This is a genomic window from Lachnobacterium bovis DSM 14045, from assembly GCF_900107245.1.
Lineage (GTDB): Bacteria > Bacillota > Clostridia > Lachnospirales > Lachnospiraceae > Roseburia > Roseburia bovis.
On sequence record NZ_FNPG01000030.1, the window covers coordinates 13094 to 33674 of the forward strand.

Here is a 20581-nt window from a genome sequence, read left to right on the forward strand (position 1 = left end):
TTTGACAAAACATAAATTATTAAAAATAGAAAAAGTGCAGTTATGTGAAAATATTACATATAACTGCACTTTTTTTGCTTGTTTTTTTGACATACATTCTATGCTATGTTACACTAAAATATATAATTAGCTACAGTGGGCTAGTTATGTATGCGAATAATTATAGACGGTAATACTGACACTTTTGTTACTGATAATTTATTAACAAATGAGAAAATTGTAGTAGAAACAATAAAAAAATCATTCACAATGAGGTGACAGGAATTGGATAAATATGAATATAATTTAAAATTAGATGAAATAAAAAATTTATATAAGGACTGTAAATATGAAGCGGCGGCTAAAGTTGCAGACGGAATTAATTGGAATAAGGTTAAGAACGTTAATATTTTAGTTAAAGTTGGAGATGTTTATGAAAAATTGGGAAGACTTGAGGATGCAAGAGAAATCTTGATTTTAGCATATAATCGTTCTCCATTAGGAAGAAATATTATCTATAAATTAGCAAAGTTAGCTTTAAAATTAAATGATATAGAAAGTGCTAATGAGTATTATGATGAGTTCGTTGAAATTGGACCTAATGATGCAATGAAATTTGCACTTAAATACGAAATAAAAAAAGCAACAGGTGCAACAACTGAAGAATTGATTCCAATATTGGAAAGTTTAAAAGAACATGAATACACTGAAGAATGGGCATATGAATTGGCGTATTTGTATCATAAGGCAGATATGGTTCAAAAATGTGTTTCTGCATGTGATGAACTTATTTTGTGGTTTGGAGATGGTCCTTACGTTGAGAGAGCACTTGAATTAAAGATTTTATATCATCCTCTAACTAAAAAACAAGAAGAAAAATACAAAAAATTCCATTTAGATAACAAGAAAATTCAGAAGATTGAAAAACTTGTTGAGGAAAATGAAATTAGTGAGACTTTAGAAAAAAAAGCAAGTAAAGAGAATGAAGAAAAATATGATACAGATTCATTAAAGAAATCTCTAGAAGGATTTATTAAAGAGATTAAAGATGCCAAAAATCGAGAAGAAATTGACAGTAAATTAAATAAAGTCAAAGAATTAGTGGTAGATATTCCATATTTGAAAGTAATTCAAGTGGATGATGAAGTCTTAAAAGAAACAAAGAATATTGAAACAGATGAAGAAATTGACGGCTCTTTAAAAATGAATTTTAAAGAATTGTTGAGCGAAGGAACAAAAGGACAAATTAATATAACTAAATCTGAAAATGATGGTAAGGAAGCAGAACAACTTAGCATTGATGATATTCTTGGTGAATGGGAGAAAACAAAACGTGCAGCAGAGACAGCATTGAAAAAAGCAGAAGAAAAAAAATTAAATGCTTCAAAAGCTAGAGCACTTGCTGTTGCAGAAGATATTTTAAAACGTTTAAATGAGGTTATTCCAAAGTTAAAAGAAGGATATTCTCCAAAAGAATTATTAGAAAGAGAATATTTGAAAGATAAATATGATTTGGTTGAAGCAGCTAGAGAGCATAATCTCGGTATTGAACTTGATCCGGATAAGATAAAAGAAAAAGAAAAAGCTAAAGAACAAAATGAGATTAAATCAGCAATAGAGGCAGAAAGAGCTGTTGCAGATATTTATAATTCAGATGCTGATGTGGTCAGTGCTAAATCTGAAAAAGTTCAAAACAATTTAAATTTGACTAATAAGGTTGAAGATTATGATGAAGAAGATGATTCCCAAAATGATGATACTGTAGTAGTTAATAATCAAGACACTGTCGTAGAAACAAAAAAGGTTTCAGAATCTAGATCAGAAAATAAAAATACAACAGAAGATGTAGAAAATACAGCAAATGTTGATACAAAAGATGATCAAGAAAAAATTGTTGATAGCAAAGATGGTTCTACTAAGGATGCTATTGAAAAGGTTGAAAAGTCTTCAGAATTAAAAGATAATGTGGCCAGAGTGGATGAATCAAAACAGATAAAACAATCTGTGGAAGATGATGTAGAAACAGATGATAAAACTGAAAAAGGCAAAGATAATGAAAATTCTGTAACTAAGAATGTTGAAGTTGATAGTGAAGATACAGTAGAAAATATTGGTGAAGAAGCATGGAACGGACTTTGTAATATTTTCAATAATGTATTTAAATCAACTGAAAAAGATGAGACTGAGGAAGAAGATCCAGTAGAACAGTTATTAGATAAAAATGATGAAATAGCTGATAAAACTGGAGTATTGGTTGATTTTGATGAAGTTAAGACAGATAAATCAGACAATAAAAATGATAATAAAGATGTAAAAAATCAATCAGCTGAAAGTGATAAGCTTACAGAGGATACTAAACCAATGCCTACTAGAGAGGAACTTGAAGAAGAAATCAAGAAACAGCTTTCTGAGAAAAAAGCAGAAAGAAGTAGACAGATAAAGAAAAATGGAGAAGTAGTAAAAGAGCTTACTAATGCTCAAAAATCTATTTTCTCATATTTTGTACCAATTAAAGGCATGGAAAAACAGTTATGTCAGGTATTAACAGGTTTAAAAGAAAGATTAGAGGATAAAACAAACGCTAATACTAAGAATTTAATTGTTCAGGGTACAAGAGGTTGTGGTAAAACAGTATTAGCAACTGGAATTATTAAAGTTTTACAAGAAGAAACAGGAAAACCTGAAGGTAGAGTTGGAAAGATTCAGGCATCTGCTTTAAATAAAAAAGATATTAATAAACTTATCAAAAAAGTATCTGGTGGATGTTTGATAATTGAAAATGTATGTGAATTAACTAAGAAAACTGCAGTTGCGTTATCATTATTAATGGAACATGATACTAGTGGTATGCTTATTATATTTGAGGATACACCAAATGGTATTGAAAAAGCATTTTCTTTAGACGCAGGATTAGAGAAGAAATTCTCTGAAAAAATCACAGTGCCAATTTTCAATAATGATGAATTAGTTGCTTTTGGTAAAGCATATTGTTCTGAGTTAGGTTATGCTATTGATGAAATGGCTATTTTAGCACTTTATAATAGAATTAATAATATTCAAAGATTAGATCAGGCAACTACAATTTCTGAAGTAAAAGATATAATTGATGAGGCAATAATGAATGAACGCAAAAAAGGTAGAATCAAGGCATTTTCTAGATTCAACAACAAAAAGCGTTATACGGAGGATAACAGAATCATCTTAAGAGAGAAGGATTTTGAATAATAAAAATTAAATATATTTGGAGGAGAGTAGTATGAGTAACTTTACGGAAATGGACAGCTATCTGTTTGGGCAGGCAACACACTATGAAATTTATGAAAAGTTAGGAGCTCATGTGTGCAAGAAAGATGGAAAAAAAGGGGTTATATTTGATCTTTGGGCACCACATGCTAAACAAGTATTTGTAATTGGTCAGTTTAATGACTGGAATGAAACATCTCATGAGATGGAAAAACTTGGAGCAGACAAAAATGGAATTTTTGAACTTTTTATAGAAGGTGTAAAGGAAGAGTCTTTATATAAATACTTAATAATTACAGAAGATGGAAGGAAATTATATAAAGCCGATCCATATGCTTCATATGCAGAATTACGTCCAGGTACAGCTTCAGCAGTGTATGACACATCAAATTTTAAGTGGACAGACAAAAGATGGATGAATGCAAGGGCTAAAAAGACGGAAGAAGATGTCTATAAAGAGCCAATAGCTATTTATGAATGTCATCCAGGTTCTTGGACAAGACATCCAGGAAGAAACGATGATGGTTTTTACACATATGAAGAATTAGCAAAGAAGTTAGTACCATATGTAAAAGAAATGGGGTATACTCATATTGAATTAATGGGTATAGCAGAGTATCCTTATGATGGATCCTGGGGATATCAGGTGACAGGTTATTATGCACCAACATCTAGATATGGTAAACCTGATGAGTTTGCTGCTTTTGTAAATGAATGTCATAAGGAAGGAATTGGTGTTATCCTTGATTGGGTGCCAGCACATTTTCCAAAGGATGCACACGGATTGGCAGAATTTGATGGAGAGCCATTATATGAATATCCTGATCCAAGGAAGGGTGAACATTCAGATTGGGGTACAAAGATTTTTAATTATGAAAAAAATGAAATTAAGAATTTCTTGATAGGTAGTGCATTGATGTGGGTAGAAAAATATCATGTTGATGGACTTAGAGTAGATGCGGTAGCATCAATGTTGTATCTTGATTATGGAAAACAAAATGGCGATTGGGTACCAAATAAATTTGGTGGTAATAAGAATCTTGAGGCAGTTGAATTTTTTAAACATATTAATACCGTTGTTTTAGGAAGAAATCATGGAACACTAATGATTGCGGAAGAATCAACAGCTTGGCCAAAGGTAACAGGTAAAGCAATTGATGATGGATTGAATTTCACATATAAATGGAATATGGGATGGATGCATGATTTTCTTGATTATATGAAGTTAGATCCATATTTTAGAAAAAACAATCACAATAAGATGACTTTTGCAATGAGTTATAATGAAAGTGAAAAATACATTTTAGTTTTATCTCATGATGAAGTTGTTCATTTAAAATGTTCTATGATAAACAAAATGCCAGGATACGAAGTTGATAAATTTAAGAATTTAATGGCAGGATATGCTTTTATGATGGGACATCCTGGAAAAAAACTATTATTTATGGGACAGGAATTTGCGCAGTTGCAAGAGTGGAGTGAAAAGAGAGAACTTGATTGGTATCTTCTAGAAAATCCAAAACATAAATATATGCAGGATTGGGTAAAAGCGTTATTACATTTGTATCAAGAAAACAAGAGTATGTATGAATTAGATCATAGTTGGAAAGGTTTCGAATGGATAAATGCTAACGATGCAGATAGAAGCATATATAGTTTTGTTAGAAGAAGTGAAGATGGTAAAAATAATATGTTGTTCGTAATCAATTTTACTCCTATGGAAAGAATAGATTACAGAGTTGGTGTACCAGAGAAAAAGACATACAAACTTGTCTTAAATAGCGATAGTACACGATTTGGTGGAGATGCAGCTAATAAGAAGACATCATATAAGGCTGAGGAAAAAGAGTGCGATAAGAAGAGATATTCTTTTGCATATCCTTTACCAGCTTATGGTGTGGCTATCTTTAAATTTTAGTATAAACTGCATTGTAGAGTAAATTATATTTTTGTTTACTATTTTTTGGGGAAACTGATGTCGATATACTCTTTGAGTAAGTATACAATTGACGAGCGAGGTGTCACCATGAAAATAGATATTACAAATTATATTGAAAAAAATGATTTAGAAAAAAATAAAGATGGAATAGAGGGATTTGTTTCTAATTCAAAACATAATCCTTCAAAAACATTTTTCAAAAACTTTGAATATAAGGCAAGTGATTTATCATTAAACGATGAAATAGACAGGTTTACATACGTTAAGCCTGGTTTAGGTGTCGAAAATGATGATTCGCTTGCCAAAAATATTATAAAGGATATTAATTCGCCAATCGGTAAGACGGCAAACGAATTAGCTGTTATCGCGAACACAGTTTCATCTGAAGATTTAAAAGAACTAGAAAAAAATGGATATTCAATAAATGATACAGATATTTCAACAATTGTAAGTGTTACAGATAAGATAAAAGCTACTCTTGCAAAAGCAGGAGTTGATATTGAAAAGATTTATGGTTCATCATTGTCTTCAGAAGAGTTGAAAAAAATAACAGGAAATACAGCGATTGCAAAACAGATAGAAAGAAGTTTGCAAGAAAAAGATTTACCAATAAGCGAAGATGTTATGGAGAAAGCACTTGATGCATATGAAAAAGCAAGTGGTATATATGATTTAAAAGAATCTACAATTTCTTATATCATAAAAAATGAATTAGAGCCAACAATTTCAAATATTTGTGTAGCGCAAAGTGGAGCAGGAATTAAACCTAATATGACAGATAATTTGAATTCAATGCAACGTTCTAACATTAATGATTTAGAAAATCAGATTAATACGTTTTTGAAAAAAAATGGATATAAAGTTACGGAAGAAAATGTAAATAATAGTCAGGTTTTGATAGCGAATAATGTAAATCTTACAAAAGAAAATTTAGAATATTATAATGCTTTGTCGAATTTGAAAAAAATAGAAGATGATCAAATTATTGATAGAATTACATCATCAATAAGGGATGGAAGGACTCCAGAAAATGCATATATTTTAGCAGGTTATTCGTATTCTGATAAAGCAAAAATAGATTATGAAGTTATAAATTCTGTAGAAGATGAGGATTTAGAGTACGTTATTGAAAGCAACAAAGATGTTACAATTTCTAATTTATCAGAGTCAATTAAAAAAAGATTAGATGAATCTAATGAAAACTCTAAAATTTATAACAAAAAAGAAGATATAGAAAACAATTATAAATTTTTAACAGCGAAAAGACAACTAGAAGAAGTTAGATTAATGATGACAGTTGATGCAAATTATAAGCTTTTAAAAAAAGGAATATCGATAGATACGAAACCATTAGAAGAAGTTTTGGTAGAATTGAAAAAACTTGAGCAAGAGTATTATGATTCAGTTTTTAAGGAAGAGAATGTATCGATTGAAAAAATAAACAAGTATGAAGCAACAAATTTTGCAATTGAAGAATTAAAGAATCAACCTGCAGCAGTTTTAGGAAAAATAGATAGTGTATCAACAATTAATGAAATTAATGAAGTAGCTGATAAAAAGTATGTTGATTTTAAAGCTGCATATGAAAATTATGAAAAAGTAAGTACGCATCCAATGGCTGAATTAGGAGATTCAATAAAAAAAGCTTTTGCAAATGCAGATTATTTGTTAGAAGAATTAGGCTTAGAATTAAATGAAGAGAATATGAGGGCAGTAAGAATTCTCGGCTATAATTCAGAAGAAATAACTACAAAAAACATTGAACGAGTAAGAAATATTGATGAAATAATCCAAAATACTTTTAAAGAATTAACTCCAAACGTGACAATAGAGATAATAAAAAGAGGTATAAATCCACTTGATTTACCAGTTAATGAATTAAATCGAATAGTTTCTACAATTGCTGAAGAAATAGGACCTAGTGAAGACGAAAAATTTAGTGAATATTTGTGGAAATTAGAAAATAATAAAGAAATATCAAAAGAAGATAGAGAGTCATATATTGGCATTTACAGATTAATTTCTCAGGTTGAAAAGACAGATGGAAGTGTTGTTGGAATGATATTGAAACAAAATCAAAAAGTAACAATGAGAAATCTTTTGACAGCACTAAGAAGTAAAAACAAATTAGACATGGATTATGAAATTGATGATGAATTCAATGGAATTGATTCTAAAATGGAGAATGCTATTGATAAACAAATAGAAAAAGGAATAGTGATAAATGCCAATAAAGCTGAACTTGTTAGAATTAAAATAAATAATATTGTTGATGAATATTTAAGTTCGAATAAGTTGAGTGAAAAAATCATAAAAAATTGGCAAGATATGTCTTTAGATGAACTGAAAAATGAAATTACAAAAGAAAATGAAGCTCATTTAAGTGATAATATAAAACTAGAGAATGAGTATTTTGAGGAAGTAAAAGAAGATTTTGTTAGAGTCCTTAATACTAAAAATGAAGTTTTAGAAATGCTTGAGAAATATGATATGCCTTGCAATTTGATTAATTTACTTGGTGCTAAAAGTTTAAGACAACCGGATAGAGTTTTAGATATGCTATTTAACAATGATATATCGAATATTGAAAAAATTCAGAAAATGAAAGAAGAGTTGATTCGAAGATTTGGTGAGTCAATAAAGGAACCAAAAGAGATGGCAGATGCACAAGAAGAATTAGCAGATTTAGCAGAACATGCTCTCGATAACATGATTGTTGAAAAAAAGATTATTACCTCAAAAGAGTTGAAAACATATAGGGTGATGGCATCATCTTTGAAAATAATGGCAAAACAAAGTAGGGATGAAGCTTATGTTATTCCTGTCGAAACTTCAGATGGAATATCGGGAATAAAACTAAGAATTGTTAGAACATCTGAAAAAAAAGGATTGATAAATCTATTGTTTAAGTCTAATTCAAATGTGAAAATTGCTGGAAGTTTTAGAGTGCAAGATAATTCTATAGCAGGAATAATTGCCTCAGATAGCAATGAAATAGTAGATAACTTGAAAGAAAAAAAAGAAGAAATAGTAAAAGAATTACCGTTTGATATGAATAATATGGATTTAGAAATTGCTTTTTCAGAGCATATTGATTTAAATAAATTTGATAATGGTCAAGAAAAAAGTAGTTATGATTGGAAAGCAAATGAAGAAGAATCAAAACCACAAACAAAATTGTTGTATAAAGTTGCAGAGATTTTTGTTAAAGCTTTTTCGGATGTGTAATGTGAAAGATTTAAAGTAGGATAAATAATAAACCCTCTCTAGAGTAAATGTTCCAACGACCAAAGAATGGTCAAGAATTCTAGAGAGGGTTTATATATGTAATTAAAAATATTATAAACTTATTTTTTAAATATTCTCTATTTTGAAAACATGGTTTTTGAGATAGTGTCCCAAGTAGACATGTCTTCAAAACCTAACTTCCAAAATGAAGCTCCAGCTAATTTCTTATCTTTAGCCAATTTTAATTTCATTTGAATGGATTTATTGTCTTCAATCCAAAGTTTATATAGATTTGTATTGTCTTTGTATTCAATATAATATTGACCTTCATCTTTAAGCCATTTTTTGGTTGCTTTTGAATCAGTGATTAATTTTTGCATTCCAACAAGTCCAAGAGTAGTTTTTACTTTATAGCCGTCATTTGAGGACTCATCTTCTACGTTAGATAAAGGCTTAAACCATAATCTAGAGTAGAATGGAACACCCATAATAACCTGATTAGCAGGAACTTCTTTAAGTGTGTTTTCTATTCCATTTTTTACCCAAGAATATGAGGCTGTAGAACCTGCAGATTCAGATGTTGTTGTATGTTCATCGTAAGCCATTATACAAATGTAGTCGGCAAAGTTGGCCTGTTCTTTTCTATTGTAAAAATTAGTGTAACCTGAAGGTGTGTAGTTATCGACAGATAAGAATAAATGATTATCCTTACATTTTAAAGATAACTCACGAATAAACTGGATATAACTATCACCGATTTTTCGTCCATTTAATGATTCAAAATCAATATTAACGCCATCAAGATTATATTGAATTGCTTGCGATATAATTTGATTGACTAAATTTTGGCGAGTGCTTGTGTGTGTTAATACATACGAAGTATCTACTTTTGTGTTAACTAAATTACTAAATAAGCCCCAAACCTGAACATTTTGTTGATGACAGAAATTTACATAATCCATACTTGCGATGCTCTTTAAATTACCGTTATTATCGTTAAGTGAAAACCAGGTTGGAGAGATAACATTTACTTTTTTAGTTGATGCTAAAACACTTGAAATATTGGAATTAGCAGCGGGTGATGTTACCTGATGCCATGCCATATTTATAGTTGTATTAAAACGTTTGTGTGTAAAGTTTTCTTTTTTAAAATTGTTTTTAATGTCTTTTTTTGTAACATCAGAGATAGCGTTATTTTTTACATATCCAATGATTCCATCTTCGGACATTACTTTTGACCAGTTATCATATTGTTTAATAAGTCTAAGTTTGTCACCAGATTTTAAATCCTTCATAATAGGACTCTTTATTCCACCTAAAACTCTTATTTGTGTGTTTTTTTCACTTAAACAAAAATCAACATTGCTAAATTTTGTTGTTAATACTATTCTAGATGGGTTTTTATAGTATTTATATGTAAAATTAGAATATTTATTTATAAAATCCACATTTACATAGCAATTATTTCCTGAAGTTACTACTATTTTTTTACCAAAATTCATATTTGTGCGATTAACCATATAATTAGATGAATCTGGAGAAACCATTATGAGATCTTTGGCAGTTGTGTATAATAATTTGTTTTCGTTTGAATCCCAATATAATCTAGAATTTAGATTTTTGTGAATAAATTTGTAATCTAAATATACCGAGCCATTTATTAAAGTGCCTTGTGAACTTTCGAAATTATTGTCCAAAAGAATCGCAACTTGTTCATCTGTGATTATTCCGTATGTTTTACTAATATCAGCATGAGCCTTGTTTGGAGAAAAATGTTTATATAGAAAAATTCCCATGATTATACATATAAGTAAAAAAACAATGGCACATGGAATTAGTAATTTTGAAATTGTTTTTTTCATTTTTGTTATCCACCCTTTTTCGTTTTTTTTAATTATATCATATAATATGTTAATTATTAACTTATATATTAAATATTAATCACTATAGAGATGAATTTAACGGTAGTTTTTAAATGTATGAAGGAATTATATTGGAAAAAACGTAGGTACAATAAATATTAGTAAAATCATAATCTATAAAAAATGTTTTATTGATATCTGAGTTATAAATGAAAATAAAAAATGATCATTCCGGCAAAAGAATGACCATTAATTAATAAAAAAACCACTAAAGTAGAATTACCAAGAAGGTATTGAGCACCTTTTGTTTTTAATAAAATTTTGTGGTATAAAATTATAATCCTCGCTATAAAATGTGTTTTGTCATATCTTGGAAAAAGTTCCATTCAGCGGAAGTAAGATGAAACGGATTAAAGAAAAAAGGAATAGAATTTAAAGAACAATGATATTGTTTTGAAAAAGTTTTTATATCATCTGAAAGCCCTAAATTTGATAAAAGAGTTGTATTAGTGTTTTTTAAAATTTTATTTTTATTGTTATCCTTTATATCATAAGGCGATAGAATGAAATTAATATAATTATTGTATGTTGGAGCTTTAATTCTATTGCTATATCCAATGATAAAACGAGCATCTTGGCGTAAAAATTCTGCTAACGAATTTTGGTTCAAAACACCCATGTCTATTATAAAAAAATCATATTTATGTGAAAGAATATTGATTAAATCACGATAAATAACATTTGGATAAAAATCAATATTTAAGTGCTTAAAATGGTCTGTAATAAATTTTTTATTATTCAAAAACGAGATTCTGTTTGCTGAGTTTAATTCTAAATAAGCAACTTTATATTTGCATTTATTAGCCAAATAATTAGATAAAGCTAATGAAAAGTGTGTACAACCAACATTATGTTCACTTCCAGTGATGGCTATTGTAGTAGCCCTTTGCTTTTGTTTATAAAACCTAAAAATCTTCTTTTCCTCCTTTCGAGATTTAAAACCTGTGAAAAAAATTTTTCTTTTTCTTTTGAGTAAATAAATGGATTTTCGTCATAAGAAAACTTATATACAGGTAAGTTAAAATGTTTTGATATTGCAATCAGGTGCTTACTATTGCTTGAAAAATTAGATAGATTAGCTATAATAGCAATGTTTTTGTCTGGAAAGTAGTTTAAGTATTTTTCAATAGAAGAAAAACATGAGTCAAAAAGCCATTGTGATGATGGAATTATCAAAAAAATTAAATCATATTTATCGGAATTTATACCGTTTGAAAAATTGAAATTATTTAATACACCATAATCGTGAATTTGTATTTTAGAATCTAATTTATTAATAAGTATTCCCTCACCATAGTTTGGCAGACCATTAAAGTTTTTATATTTAAGATATCCATCTACTTCTGTCACTAAGGGATTTTGCTTTTGAAAACCTATTAAGTGATTTGAGTCATTTTTTTCCATGTAAACAGAGGGAAAATGTTGACTATTTAAAAAAGTAGATAAAGCTATTGAAAAATGTGTACTTCCACATCCATGCGAAGTACCAAAAACTGCAATTTTTTTATATGGTTGCGAAATAGAGCAAGACGCAGATTCGTGTGGATTTTTTAATAATTCACGCATAAAACTGTCGACCGTTTCAAAACGACAATTTGGATCTGAAGAAAGAGCTTTATATAAAGCAGTTAGGAAATCATTAGATAATCGTTCATCAACATATTCCATAACATAATTTATCAATTTGGCTAAGGTATAAATATCTGATTTTATCGTTATTTGTTCGCCTCTAATTACTTCTGGAGCTGAAAAATATAAATTACCATTAATCATAGAATTAACATTCATAGAGGAAGTTTTGCTAGAGAAAGATTCACTAGAGAAAGATTCACTAGCAGAATTTTCTTTATAGGAAGATGCATTTATATCGACATCATTAATAGAATAATTAGAACTTCCAAAATCAATTAACTTAAAGTAATCATCTTGAAGAAATATGTGTTCAGGTTTTAAATCCTGATAGAAAATAGGAGTATTAAAGGAGTTGTGTAAAAAACTATATATTTCAGACAAATTTTTACATAGACTGATAAAAAGTTTTAAACTAATATGTTTGTTGTAAGATAGATATTCTCCTAATGTTGTACCAGAGACGTATTCCTGAATAAGGTAAAAATTATCATTATCTTCTTCAACATCATAAATAAGTGGGATGCCTTTGTGATTTAATGATTTAAGTAATAATGCTTCAGAAACAATAGTATCATAATTTGAAATATCTTTAGAAATGACCTTTATAGCTCGCATAGAATCTAATGTTTTATGTTTTGCGAGAAATACAAAGCTATTTGAGCCATTACCAAGTTGTTTAATTATTTCATATTTATTGGTTATGTAACTAGATTTAAACGTCTTAGATTTAAAAATAGATATGTTTTTAGAATTTTGATTATTCATTTTTGATTCCTTCCTGCGAACGCAACATAGCTAATTTTATATCATGAAAAAAAATAAATTGCAATAAAAAAAGTATAAAAATATTATTTTTATAAATTATGCTCAAAAAAGAAATGAATAATAGCTATATTACATGGAAAACAAACAATATTTTTAAAAAACATTGTAATATTAGTTATAAAATGGGTATAATGGACAGTGTAGAAATAATATAATAAACATACAAAATGGAGATTAAAAAAATTAATTGTGTAAAACCTTTACATAAAAATAGGGCTTTATTATAATATTAATAATTTATACATCAACTATTTGTATTTGACAAAAAGGAAGGGTAAAAGTGAAAATCGAAAGAGTAAATGAGAATCAGATTCGTTGTACATTAACAAAAGAAGATTTAGAAAATAGACAAATTAAGTTAAGCGAATTAGCATATGGGACTGAGAAAGCGAGAGATTTATTTAGGGATATGATGCAACAGGCGAATAGTGAGTTTGGCTTTGAAGCGAATAATGGTATACCTCTTATGGTTGAAGCTGTTCCACTTTCAGGCGGGAATATCATACTTATGATAACAAAAGTTGAGTATCCAGAAGAGTTAGATACACGTTTTTCTAAGTTTACAGAAATCGAAGATTTTGATGTCTTTGGTGCAGCTGAAAAGATGGAAGCTAAGTCGCAAGGCGTAGATGATATACTAGATATTTTTAAAAAAATGCATGATGAAGAAAAAGATGAGAAAAAAGATGAAGAAATTAATATAAAAGAGATTAATTTAGATGATGACATGTTTGAAGAAGATGATGAGTCTTCTGAGGACTATAAGTCAGATTATGACAAATTATCAGAAGTGTTAGACCAAGTCTTTTTCGATAAGAAGGACGATTTAGAAAATACTGAAAATAAGGTGATTGACATTGAAAACTACAAGGATAAAGAGTCAGATAAGCTTGTTGATTTGGTAAGAATGTATGAGTTTAACGAGCTGGACATTGTTATGAGACTTAGTAAGGTTTTAAAAGAGTTTTATAATGGAGAAAATAGTTTATACAAGAATATTAATACAGGAAAATACTATTTGGTTTTCCATAAAAACGGATATACACCAAAAGAGTATAACAAGATTTGTAATGTCATCTCAGAATATGGCAAATTAAAAATTTATTCAAAAACAGCAGAGGCATATTTGAGAGAACATGCCAAAACAATAGTCGAAAAAAATGCAATAGAAGTTTTAGCTGAGTTTGTATAAATACGAAAAATAAAAAAGTAAAGAAAAAAGCTGTGAAAAAACAATTTTTTCACAGCTTTTTTTAATGAAAGTGAATTTTATATGAAATAAAAAACACAAAGTTTCAAAATTGATTAAGCTAAATCGTGCTCTAAAAAGTCATTAATGTCAGCAACTAAATCGTCTGGATCAATACCGTGAACCATTGCAGCTTCTTCAATAGTTTCCATCTGAGATGAAGGACATCCAAGACAGTGCATACCAATTCCTAAAAGCATTGGTGTAATGTTTTGATCAATATTTAAAAGTTCACCGATCATAGTTTCTTTTGTTACTTTAGCCATAGTGCTTTCCTCCTTAATTAATCCTAGTCTAGAACATTATAATATGCTTTAAAAATAAAAGCAAACTATTTGAACATTCTTTATATTTTTTTAATTAACTACGTATAAGAAAAAAAATTTCAAGGTCGATAAATCTACTAGAAATATTTTGAAAAAAATTTCCAAATATTTCTAATAGTAGTACCTCGCTGACAAGGATAGTCAGTTATTAACTGCATGGAAGCGGACTCGCCAGTTGGCAGAAATAGGAGAAATGATATAGATGAGAATTAATCATAATTTATCAGCTGTTATTACAAATAATCAGCTTAAAAAAATCGAACAAAATTTGGCAGCATCTACAGAGCGTTTATCAACAGGATATAAAATTAATAAACCAGGAGATAATCCAGCAGGACTTGCAATTTCATTTAGGATGACATCTCAAACTAAGGGTGTATCTCAAGCAAGAGATAATACTTCATCAGGAATATCTGTAATGCAGGTTGCAGATGGAGCATTAGGCGAAGTTATCGCGGTTCTACAGAGAATGAGAGAGCTGTGTGTACAAGCTGCAAGTGATTCAAATGTATATGAAGATAAATTGGCAGCACAGAGTGAAATTGATAAGTTAAAAAAAGAAGTAGATAGAATTGCGTCAGATACTCAATATAATGGGAAAAATTTATTAGATGGAAGTCAGGATATAAGGTCTTATGCTGATAATGCTGATAGAATCTTGATATCGGATGATGTAAAGGCGGGTTTTTACAAATATGAAATTATAAGTGCAGCAGAAAAAGCACATATAGATGTTAATTCAATAGATTTCAACAGTGATGATGCATTTGGAGTAGATGGCAATCTGAATATTAATGGAAGAAATATTGAGTTAAAAGCTGATATGACTAATAAAGAAGTTTTTGAAAAAATAAGACAAGGTGCAGAAATAGGTGAAGCAAAATTCAGTAAAGACAATGGCGTAAATAAGTTAGAAGCTATTGAATATGGTAGTGATTATCAATTAGATATCAGATGTTCGTCTCAAGCATTAGCAGATAAGTTATTTGCTAATTCGGGTGATTTTGTGCAATTAGAAGATGGTGTTGTGGGATTTAAAACTGATGATATCGCAAATTATAATCAGTATGGTGGTAAGGATGTTGGAATTAATTTGCACGCATCAGATGATGGTTTTTCAGGAAATGCAACAGCCTATACAAGTGGAAATAGAGTTCAAATTACTGATATTAATGGATTTAGTATTGATTTTTTAAATTGCATACAAGCAGATAAACTTGCAACTGCAGGTGAACAAACATTAGAGGTTACAGATATTGGTGATGTTACGATGCAGGTAGGAGCTAACCAATATCAGGAAATTGATGTAAGAATTCCTAGAGTTTCGTCTGAAGCATTGTATATAGAAAAAATAGATGTTTCAACGACAAATGGCGGAGGAAGAGGAATTTCAATTTTAGATGATGCGATTGCAGCAGTTTCTAAAATACGTTCAGGAATTGGAGCTGCGCAGAATAGATTAAATTATGCGGCTAATAGTTTATCTGAATTGGAATTAAATATGACAGGCGCTTATTCAACATTGATGGATACAGATATGGCAGAAGAAATGACACGTTATACCGAGCAAAATATACTAAATCAGGCAACAATTTCTGTTTTGTCACAGGCAAATGATATGCCACAACAGATTTTAGCATTGTTAACAAAATAAGATAGGAGAAGATAAGTTATGACACAAGAAAAAATTCAGGAATTTACAAGACGATTGAGTCAGTGTAATAAGAGTGAGTTGACATTAATTAATTATGAGATTGTATTTACTTACATGGATGATGCAAAAGAATCTCATGTAAAAGGAGATTATGAAGAATTTAAAAAGAATATTGAATGGGCTCAAAAAGCAATAGAAGAGTTGAGAGGCGCATTGAATTTCGAGTATGAGTTATCGAATAATCTTAATGAGATTTATCTTTTCTGCAATCGATGCTTATCAGAATGTATTTATAAAAATAGTACAGATAGTATCGTAGAGGCAAAAAGTTTGATGAATAGACTTTATGAAAGTTTTAAAGTTGCTGCTCAAAGTGATGATTCAGAAAAGATGATGGATAACGTACAAAGTGTTTACGCAGGGATAACTTATTCAAAGGATAATTTAAACGAGACGTATTCAAATGATACAAATAGAGGCTTTTTGGCATAATACATAAGATGGTATTGGGAGTATTTTGTAAAAAGTATAATAAAAAATAAAAAATTAAAAATCATAAAATAAAGAATTGATCGTCAAGGGTGTAGAAAGCTCTTGGCGATTTAATTTGTTTTTCACAAATTAGAAATAATATTTCTTAAATAAAGTGTATGCTTTCAACAAAAATAAAAAAAAATACAAAATGGTATAGACAAAGTGGGAAAAAATTGATATACTTTCGAATCAAATGAGGTGATAAAAATGAATAATCTAAATACCTCAATTCTTATACTTCTAATAGTTCTAATTTTAGCAGTTTTCCAGGATATCAAATTTTATAAAATAAAGAATATAACAATAATAGTTGGTTTATTTCTTGGAATCGTGTTAAATATTTTTCTGAAATTAAAATTCACCACTAAGAACGAAATTATAAGTAAAGTAATTTGTATATTAGTTTTGATTTTTTGTTATTTGATAAAAGCGATTGGTGCAGGAGATGTAAAACTATTTATAGTATGCGCTTTTTTTGTTGATGAAGTAAGTTTTATAAATATAATCATACAGTCATTCTTGATTGGAGCAATTATTTCAATTGTAAAAATTCTAAATGAAAAACGGATAAATGAAATTTACTTAAAAATAAATCTTATTATAAGAGATATTTTAGAAGGTAGAGTAGATCGAATTGATATTGATAAAACAAAAAAAGAAAACATAATTCACTTTTCAATTCCTATTTTATTAGCGACAATCGCAAGTACATTCATAAATATAAATCTGATATAAAAAAATATGAGCCGAGTAAAAATAATTAAAATTATATTTAGTAGAAAGAAAAATGCAAAATAGACAAGAATTATTGATTAGAATAAAAAAAGTATAAAGAAAATGAGATTAAACAAATTTTAAGGAAGGAATTAATGCATGAAAAAAATAAAAGTTGGATTTTTAGTAGATAATAGTGAGTATATTAGGCGACTTAATAATTATGTTATGAAAAATCTTCATGAAAGAATTGAATCATACGTTTTTAGTGATATATGTAAAATAAATGATTTTTTTAAAGAAAAATCGAATAGAATTGACGTTTTACTATTTGAAAAGAGCAATAAAAAAATAGAAGATTTAGAAAAACTTTTAAAAGAAAGGCAAATAAATTTAGTGGCATTCGAAAATTATGCTGAAATAAAAGAAATGGATAAAAATGAAATCAAAGAAAAAAACACGCCTAAATATGTAAAAATTGTAGATATGTTTGAAGATGTTGAAAAAATAATTGAAAATATTTATTATGATATCTGCGATGAAGATATTCAATTAGAAGGCAATGAATTCGATAATAGCAGCAAAAAAATTGTTGGAATTTATTCTTTAGCTAATTCACAATTCCAACTTCCATTTTCTTTTTTCACTGCAGAATACCTTTCGGGAGAAACTATATCTAATAAAAAAGTGTTATTAATTGATATGCAAGAAAACAGTGGCTTAAAAATATATTTAGAAAGTCTGGGCAAGAGAGAGGGGGTAATGGGGCTAGAAGATTTGTTGGTGATGTCTGAATCAGGAAAAATCTCAAGCAAAAGACTAAATAATAGTCTTAGTCATTTTGAGAATTTTGATATAGTTAACCCTGCAAAAGATTCTTCTGTAATAGCTGATTTAACACATGATATGTGGAAAAAATTAATGAATGTTTTATCGAATGAATTAGATTACGAATATATAATAGTAAACTTTGGTACAAGATGTGCAAATTTCTATGAAATATTAAAGGGGTGTAGAAAACTATTTATTCTAAAAGAGGATTCATTTATTTCAAACAACAGATTAGAAGATTTTTATAAAGAATCAAGATTTGATGAAAATGATTTAGTATGTGAAATTCCATTGATTCAACCCAAAAATAAAATGTTAGATATAGATAAGATTGTAGAGGCTTGGAAATGGAGTGAATTTGGTGATTTATTAAGAAAGACTATGGTGTTTTAGCAATGGAAAAACTTGATTCACAAATTTATGAAAAAATCAGAGCAGATGTTCTAAAAAAACTTGATTATACTCGAGAAGTTGATGATGAAGAGATCAGATGTATCATCGGAGAAGAAACTGTAAACAATCTAAAAGGTAAAATAATAAATATTCAAGAAAGAATAGAACTTGAAAAAAATATTTTTAATTCACTTAGAAAATTTGATGTTATACAGGATCTGATAGATAATCCTAAAGTAAGTGAAATTATGATTAATGGGCCGGAAAGTGTTTTTTATGAAGAATCTGGAATAATAAAAAAATCAAATATAGTCTTTAGTTCAGAAGAAAAATTACAAGATGTTATACAACAGATTGTTGGTAAACATAATAGAGTTGTAAATGAGGCAAATCCGATTGTAGATACTAGATTGCCGAATGGCTCTCGTGTTAATATAGTACTTTCTCCAATTTCATTAAACGGATCAACTATATCTATTAGAAAATTTCCAAGTAAGCCGCTAGAAATGGATGATTTAATTGAAAAAGAAAGTATAACTGTAGAAGCATCTGAGTTTTTGAAAAAATTGGTAAAAGCTCGATATAATATTTTTATTTCAGGAGGAACAAGCTCAGGTAAAACCACTTTTTTAAATGCATTATCGCAATTTATAAATTTTGATGAGAGAATAATTACCATAGAAGATTCTGCAGAATTACAAATTCAAGGAGTTGAAAATATCGTTAGATTAGAAACACGAAACGCAAATGTTGACGGTGTGACACCAATAACGATAAGAGACCTGATAAAATCAGCACTAAGAATGAGACCAGATAGAATTATTGTTGGTGAGTGTAGAGGAGAGGAAACTTTAGATATGCTCCAAGCAATGAACACAGGACATGATGGAAGTTTGTCAACAGGACATGCTAATTCATGTAGAGATATTCTATTTAGAATAGAAACAATGGTTCTTATGGGGATGGAACTTCCTCTAGCTGCGATTCGTTCTCAAATTGCATCAGGAATAGAAGTTATAGTTCATTTAGGACGAAGCAGAGATAAAAGTCGTAAAGTTTTAGAAATATCTGAAATAACAGGTATAAAAAATGGTGAAATAGAACTGAATAAATTATATGAGATTAACAAAGAAAATAAATTAGTTAAGTGTAACAATTTAATTAATACTGAAAAATTACGTATGTCAGGAGTTGAATAAATGAATTCCCAAATTGACTATAATAGGTATGAATTATCCAAAAAGGAAAAAATAAAATTATTAGGATTAAGCTTGTTAATTACAGTTTTAATAGCTTTTCTCTTTTACAATTCACCAGTAGCTTTACTGTCATTTATAGTTGTTTATAAAATTTTAAAAATAAAATTTATTGAAGAAGGAAAAACAAATAGAAAAAAGTTATTAGAGAATGAATTTGTAGATGCTATGCAAAGTGTATGTACTTCGATTTTATCAGGTTATTCAATAGAAAATGCATTTAAAGAAGCTGAAATTGAGATAAAAGAGTTTCATTCTAAAAATTCTGTAATGTATAAAGAATTAGTTCAAATCAATAAATCTATAGAATTAAATATACCTTTAGAACAATTACTAGATGAATTTGCTAAGAGAAGTGGAGTTGAAGAAATAGAAAATTTTGCGGAGGTATTTTATTATGCAAAAAGAGGTAGCGGAGATTTCGTGAGAATTATTGAAAAAACCGTATACCACATTCGAGAAAGTGTAGATGTTTCAAACGAAATAAATGTGCTTATAGCTGCAAAAAAATATGAACAAAACATAATGAGTATTGTACCGCTTTTTATTATAGCTTATTTAAGGATTACTTCAGGAGACAATATGAAGTGACCTCACAATTGTAGATTCGTGGATTTACCTGTAAGATATTAATTGAAAAAAACAATATCAGGTAACAGGGATTACCGCATACAATAGGAGGTCACATATGAATAGTATAGTTTATGTTGGGATGGATGTCCATAAGGAACAGTACACACTTTGTTGTTACAGTTACGAAACAGATAAGGTTGAATATAAGCAGACAATACCATCAGATTATAAACTTGTTCTTAAATACATGGAGCAGGTTCGCTCCAGATATGATGGAGAAGTT

The 20581-nt window shown here is 28.8% G+C and carries 14 protein-coding genes; 10 read left to right on the top strand and 4 right to left on the bottom strand.

The annotated features are described in order from the left end of the window. Positions 1-264: 264 nt before the first annotated feature. The 3 genes from BLV79_RS10845 to BLV79_RS10855 all read left to right on the top strand — a co-directional run bounded on the left by BLV79_RS10845 (position 265) and on the right by BLV79_RS10855 (position 8389). A complete protein-coding gene (locus BLV79_RS10845) occupies positions 265-3204 on the top strand; it encodes a tetratricopeptide repeat protein (RefSeq protein WP_074718890.1) in 2940 nt (979 codons plus the stop codon). A 31-nt stretch (positions 3205-3235) separates the two neighbouring features. Further along, a complete protein-coding gene (gene glgB / locus BLV79_RS10850) occupies positions 3236-5140 on the top strand; it encodes a 1,4-alpha-glucan branching protein GlgB (RefSeq protein ID WP_074718892.1) in 1905 nt (634 codons plus the stop codon). 108 nt (positions 5141-5248) lie between these two features. Continuing rightward, complete coding sequence (locus tag BLV79_RS10855) at positions 5249-8389, top strand: DUF6240 domain-containing protein (RefSeq protein ID WP_074718894.1); 3141 nt, start codon at positions 5249-5251, stop codon at positions 8387-8389. 137 nt (positions 8390-8526) lie between these two features. Here BLV79_RS10855 and BLV79_RS10860 read toward each other — a convergent pair whose 3' ends face one another. The 3 genes from BLV79_RS10860 to BLV79_RS10870 all read right to left on the bottom strand — a co-directional run bounded on the left by BLV79_RS10860 (position 8527) and on the right by BLV79_RS10870 (position 12708). After that, positions 8527-10251 (bottom strand): glycosyl hydrolase family 18 protein, encoded by a 1725-nt coding sequence (locus BLV79_RS10860; protein ID WP_074718896.1) that lies wholly within the window; start codon positions 10249-10251, stop codon positions 8527-8529. A 346-nt stretch (positions 10252-10597) separates the two neighbouring features. After that, on the bottom strand, positions 10598-11053 hold the full coding sequence (locus BLV79_RS10865) for a hypothetical protein (RefSeq protein WP_143470258.1): 456 nt from the start codon (positions 11051-11053) through the stop codon (positions 10598-10600). Between the two features lie 128 nt (positions 11054-11181). Further along, entirely contained in the window at positions 11182-12708 is a 1527-nt protein-coding gene (locus BLV79_RS10870; RefSeq protein WP_074718900.1) for a protein kinase domain-containing protein, read from the bottom strand. Between the two features lie 340 nt (positions 12709-13048). Between BLV79_RS10870 and BLV79_RS10875 the strand changes: the two genes are divergently transcribed. After that, on the top strand, positions 13049-13960 hold the full coding sequence (locus BLV79_RS10875; RefSeq protein WP_074718902.1) for an adaptor protein MecA: 912 nt from the start codon (positions 13049-13051) through the stop codon (positions 13958-13960). A 113-nt stretch (positions 13961-14073) separates the two neighbouring features. On the opposite strand, the gene BLV79_RS10880 is transcribed toward BLV79_RS10875, so the two are convergent. Beyond that, positions 14074-14283 carry a DUF1858 domain-containing protein gene (locus tag BLV79_RS10880; RefSeq protein WP_074718904.1) on the bottom strand — a complete coding sequence of 70 codons (210 nt, stop codon included), beginning with the start codon at positions 14281-14283 and terminating at the stop codon, positions 14074-14076. 262 nt (positions 14284-14545) lie between these two features. On the opposite strand from BLV79_RS10880, the gene BLV79_RS10885 reads away from it, so the two are divergent. From BLV79_RS10885 to BLV79_RS10910, 6 genes are all read left to right on the top strand, one after another. Then, positions 14546-15997, top strand: a complete 1452-nt coding sequence (locus BLV79_RS10885; RefSeq protein ID WP_074718906.1) for a flagellin N-terminal helical domain-containing protein — start codon at positions 14546-14548, stop codon at positions 15995-15997. An 18-nt stretch (positions 15998-16015) separates the two neighbouring features. Continuing rightward, the gene (locus BLV79_RS10890) at positions 16016-16489 is read left to right on the top strand and encodes a flagellar export chaperone FliS (protein ID WP_074718908.1); all 474 of its coding nucleotides are present in this window, start codon (positions 16016-16018) and stop codon (positions 16487-16489) included. A 249-nt stretch (positions 16490-16738) separates the two neighbouring features. Then, positions 16739-17266, top strand: coding sequence for a prepilin peptidase (locus BLV79_RS10895; protein WP_074718910.1), 528 nt, complete (start codon positions 16739-16741; stop codon positions 17264-17266). Positions 17267-17404: 138 nt separating this feature from the next. Continuing rightward, positions 17405-18469, top strand: a complete 1065-nt coding sequence (locus BLV79_RS10900; protein ID WP_074718912.1) for a hypothetical protein — start codon at positions 17405-17407, stop codon at positions 18467-18469. A gap of 2 nt (positions 18470-18471) precedes the next feature. Further along, positions 18472-19668, top strand: coding sequence for a TadA family conjugal transfer-associated ATPase (locus BLV79_RS10905; protein WP_074718914.1), 1197 nt, complete (start codon positions 18472-18474; stop codon positions 19666-19668). After that, positions 19669-20316 (top strand): type II secretion system F family protein, encoded by a 648-nt coding sequence (locus tag BLV79_RS10910; RefSeq protein WP_074718916.1) that lies wholly within the window; start codon positions 19669-19671, stop codon positions 20314-20316. Positions 20317-20581 lie beyond the last annotated feature (265 nt).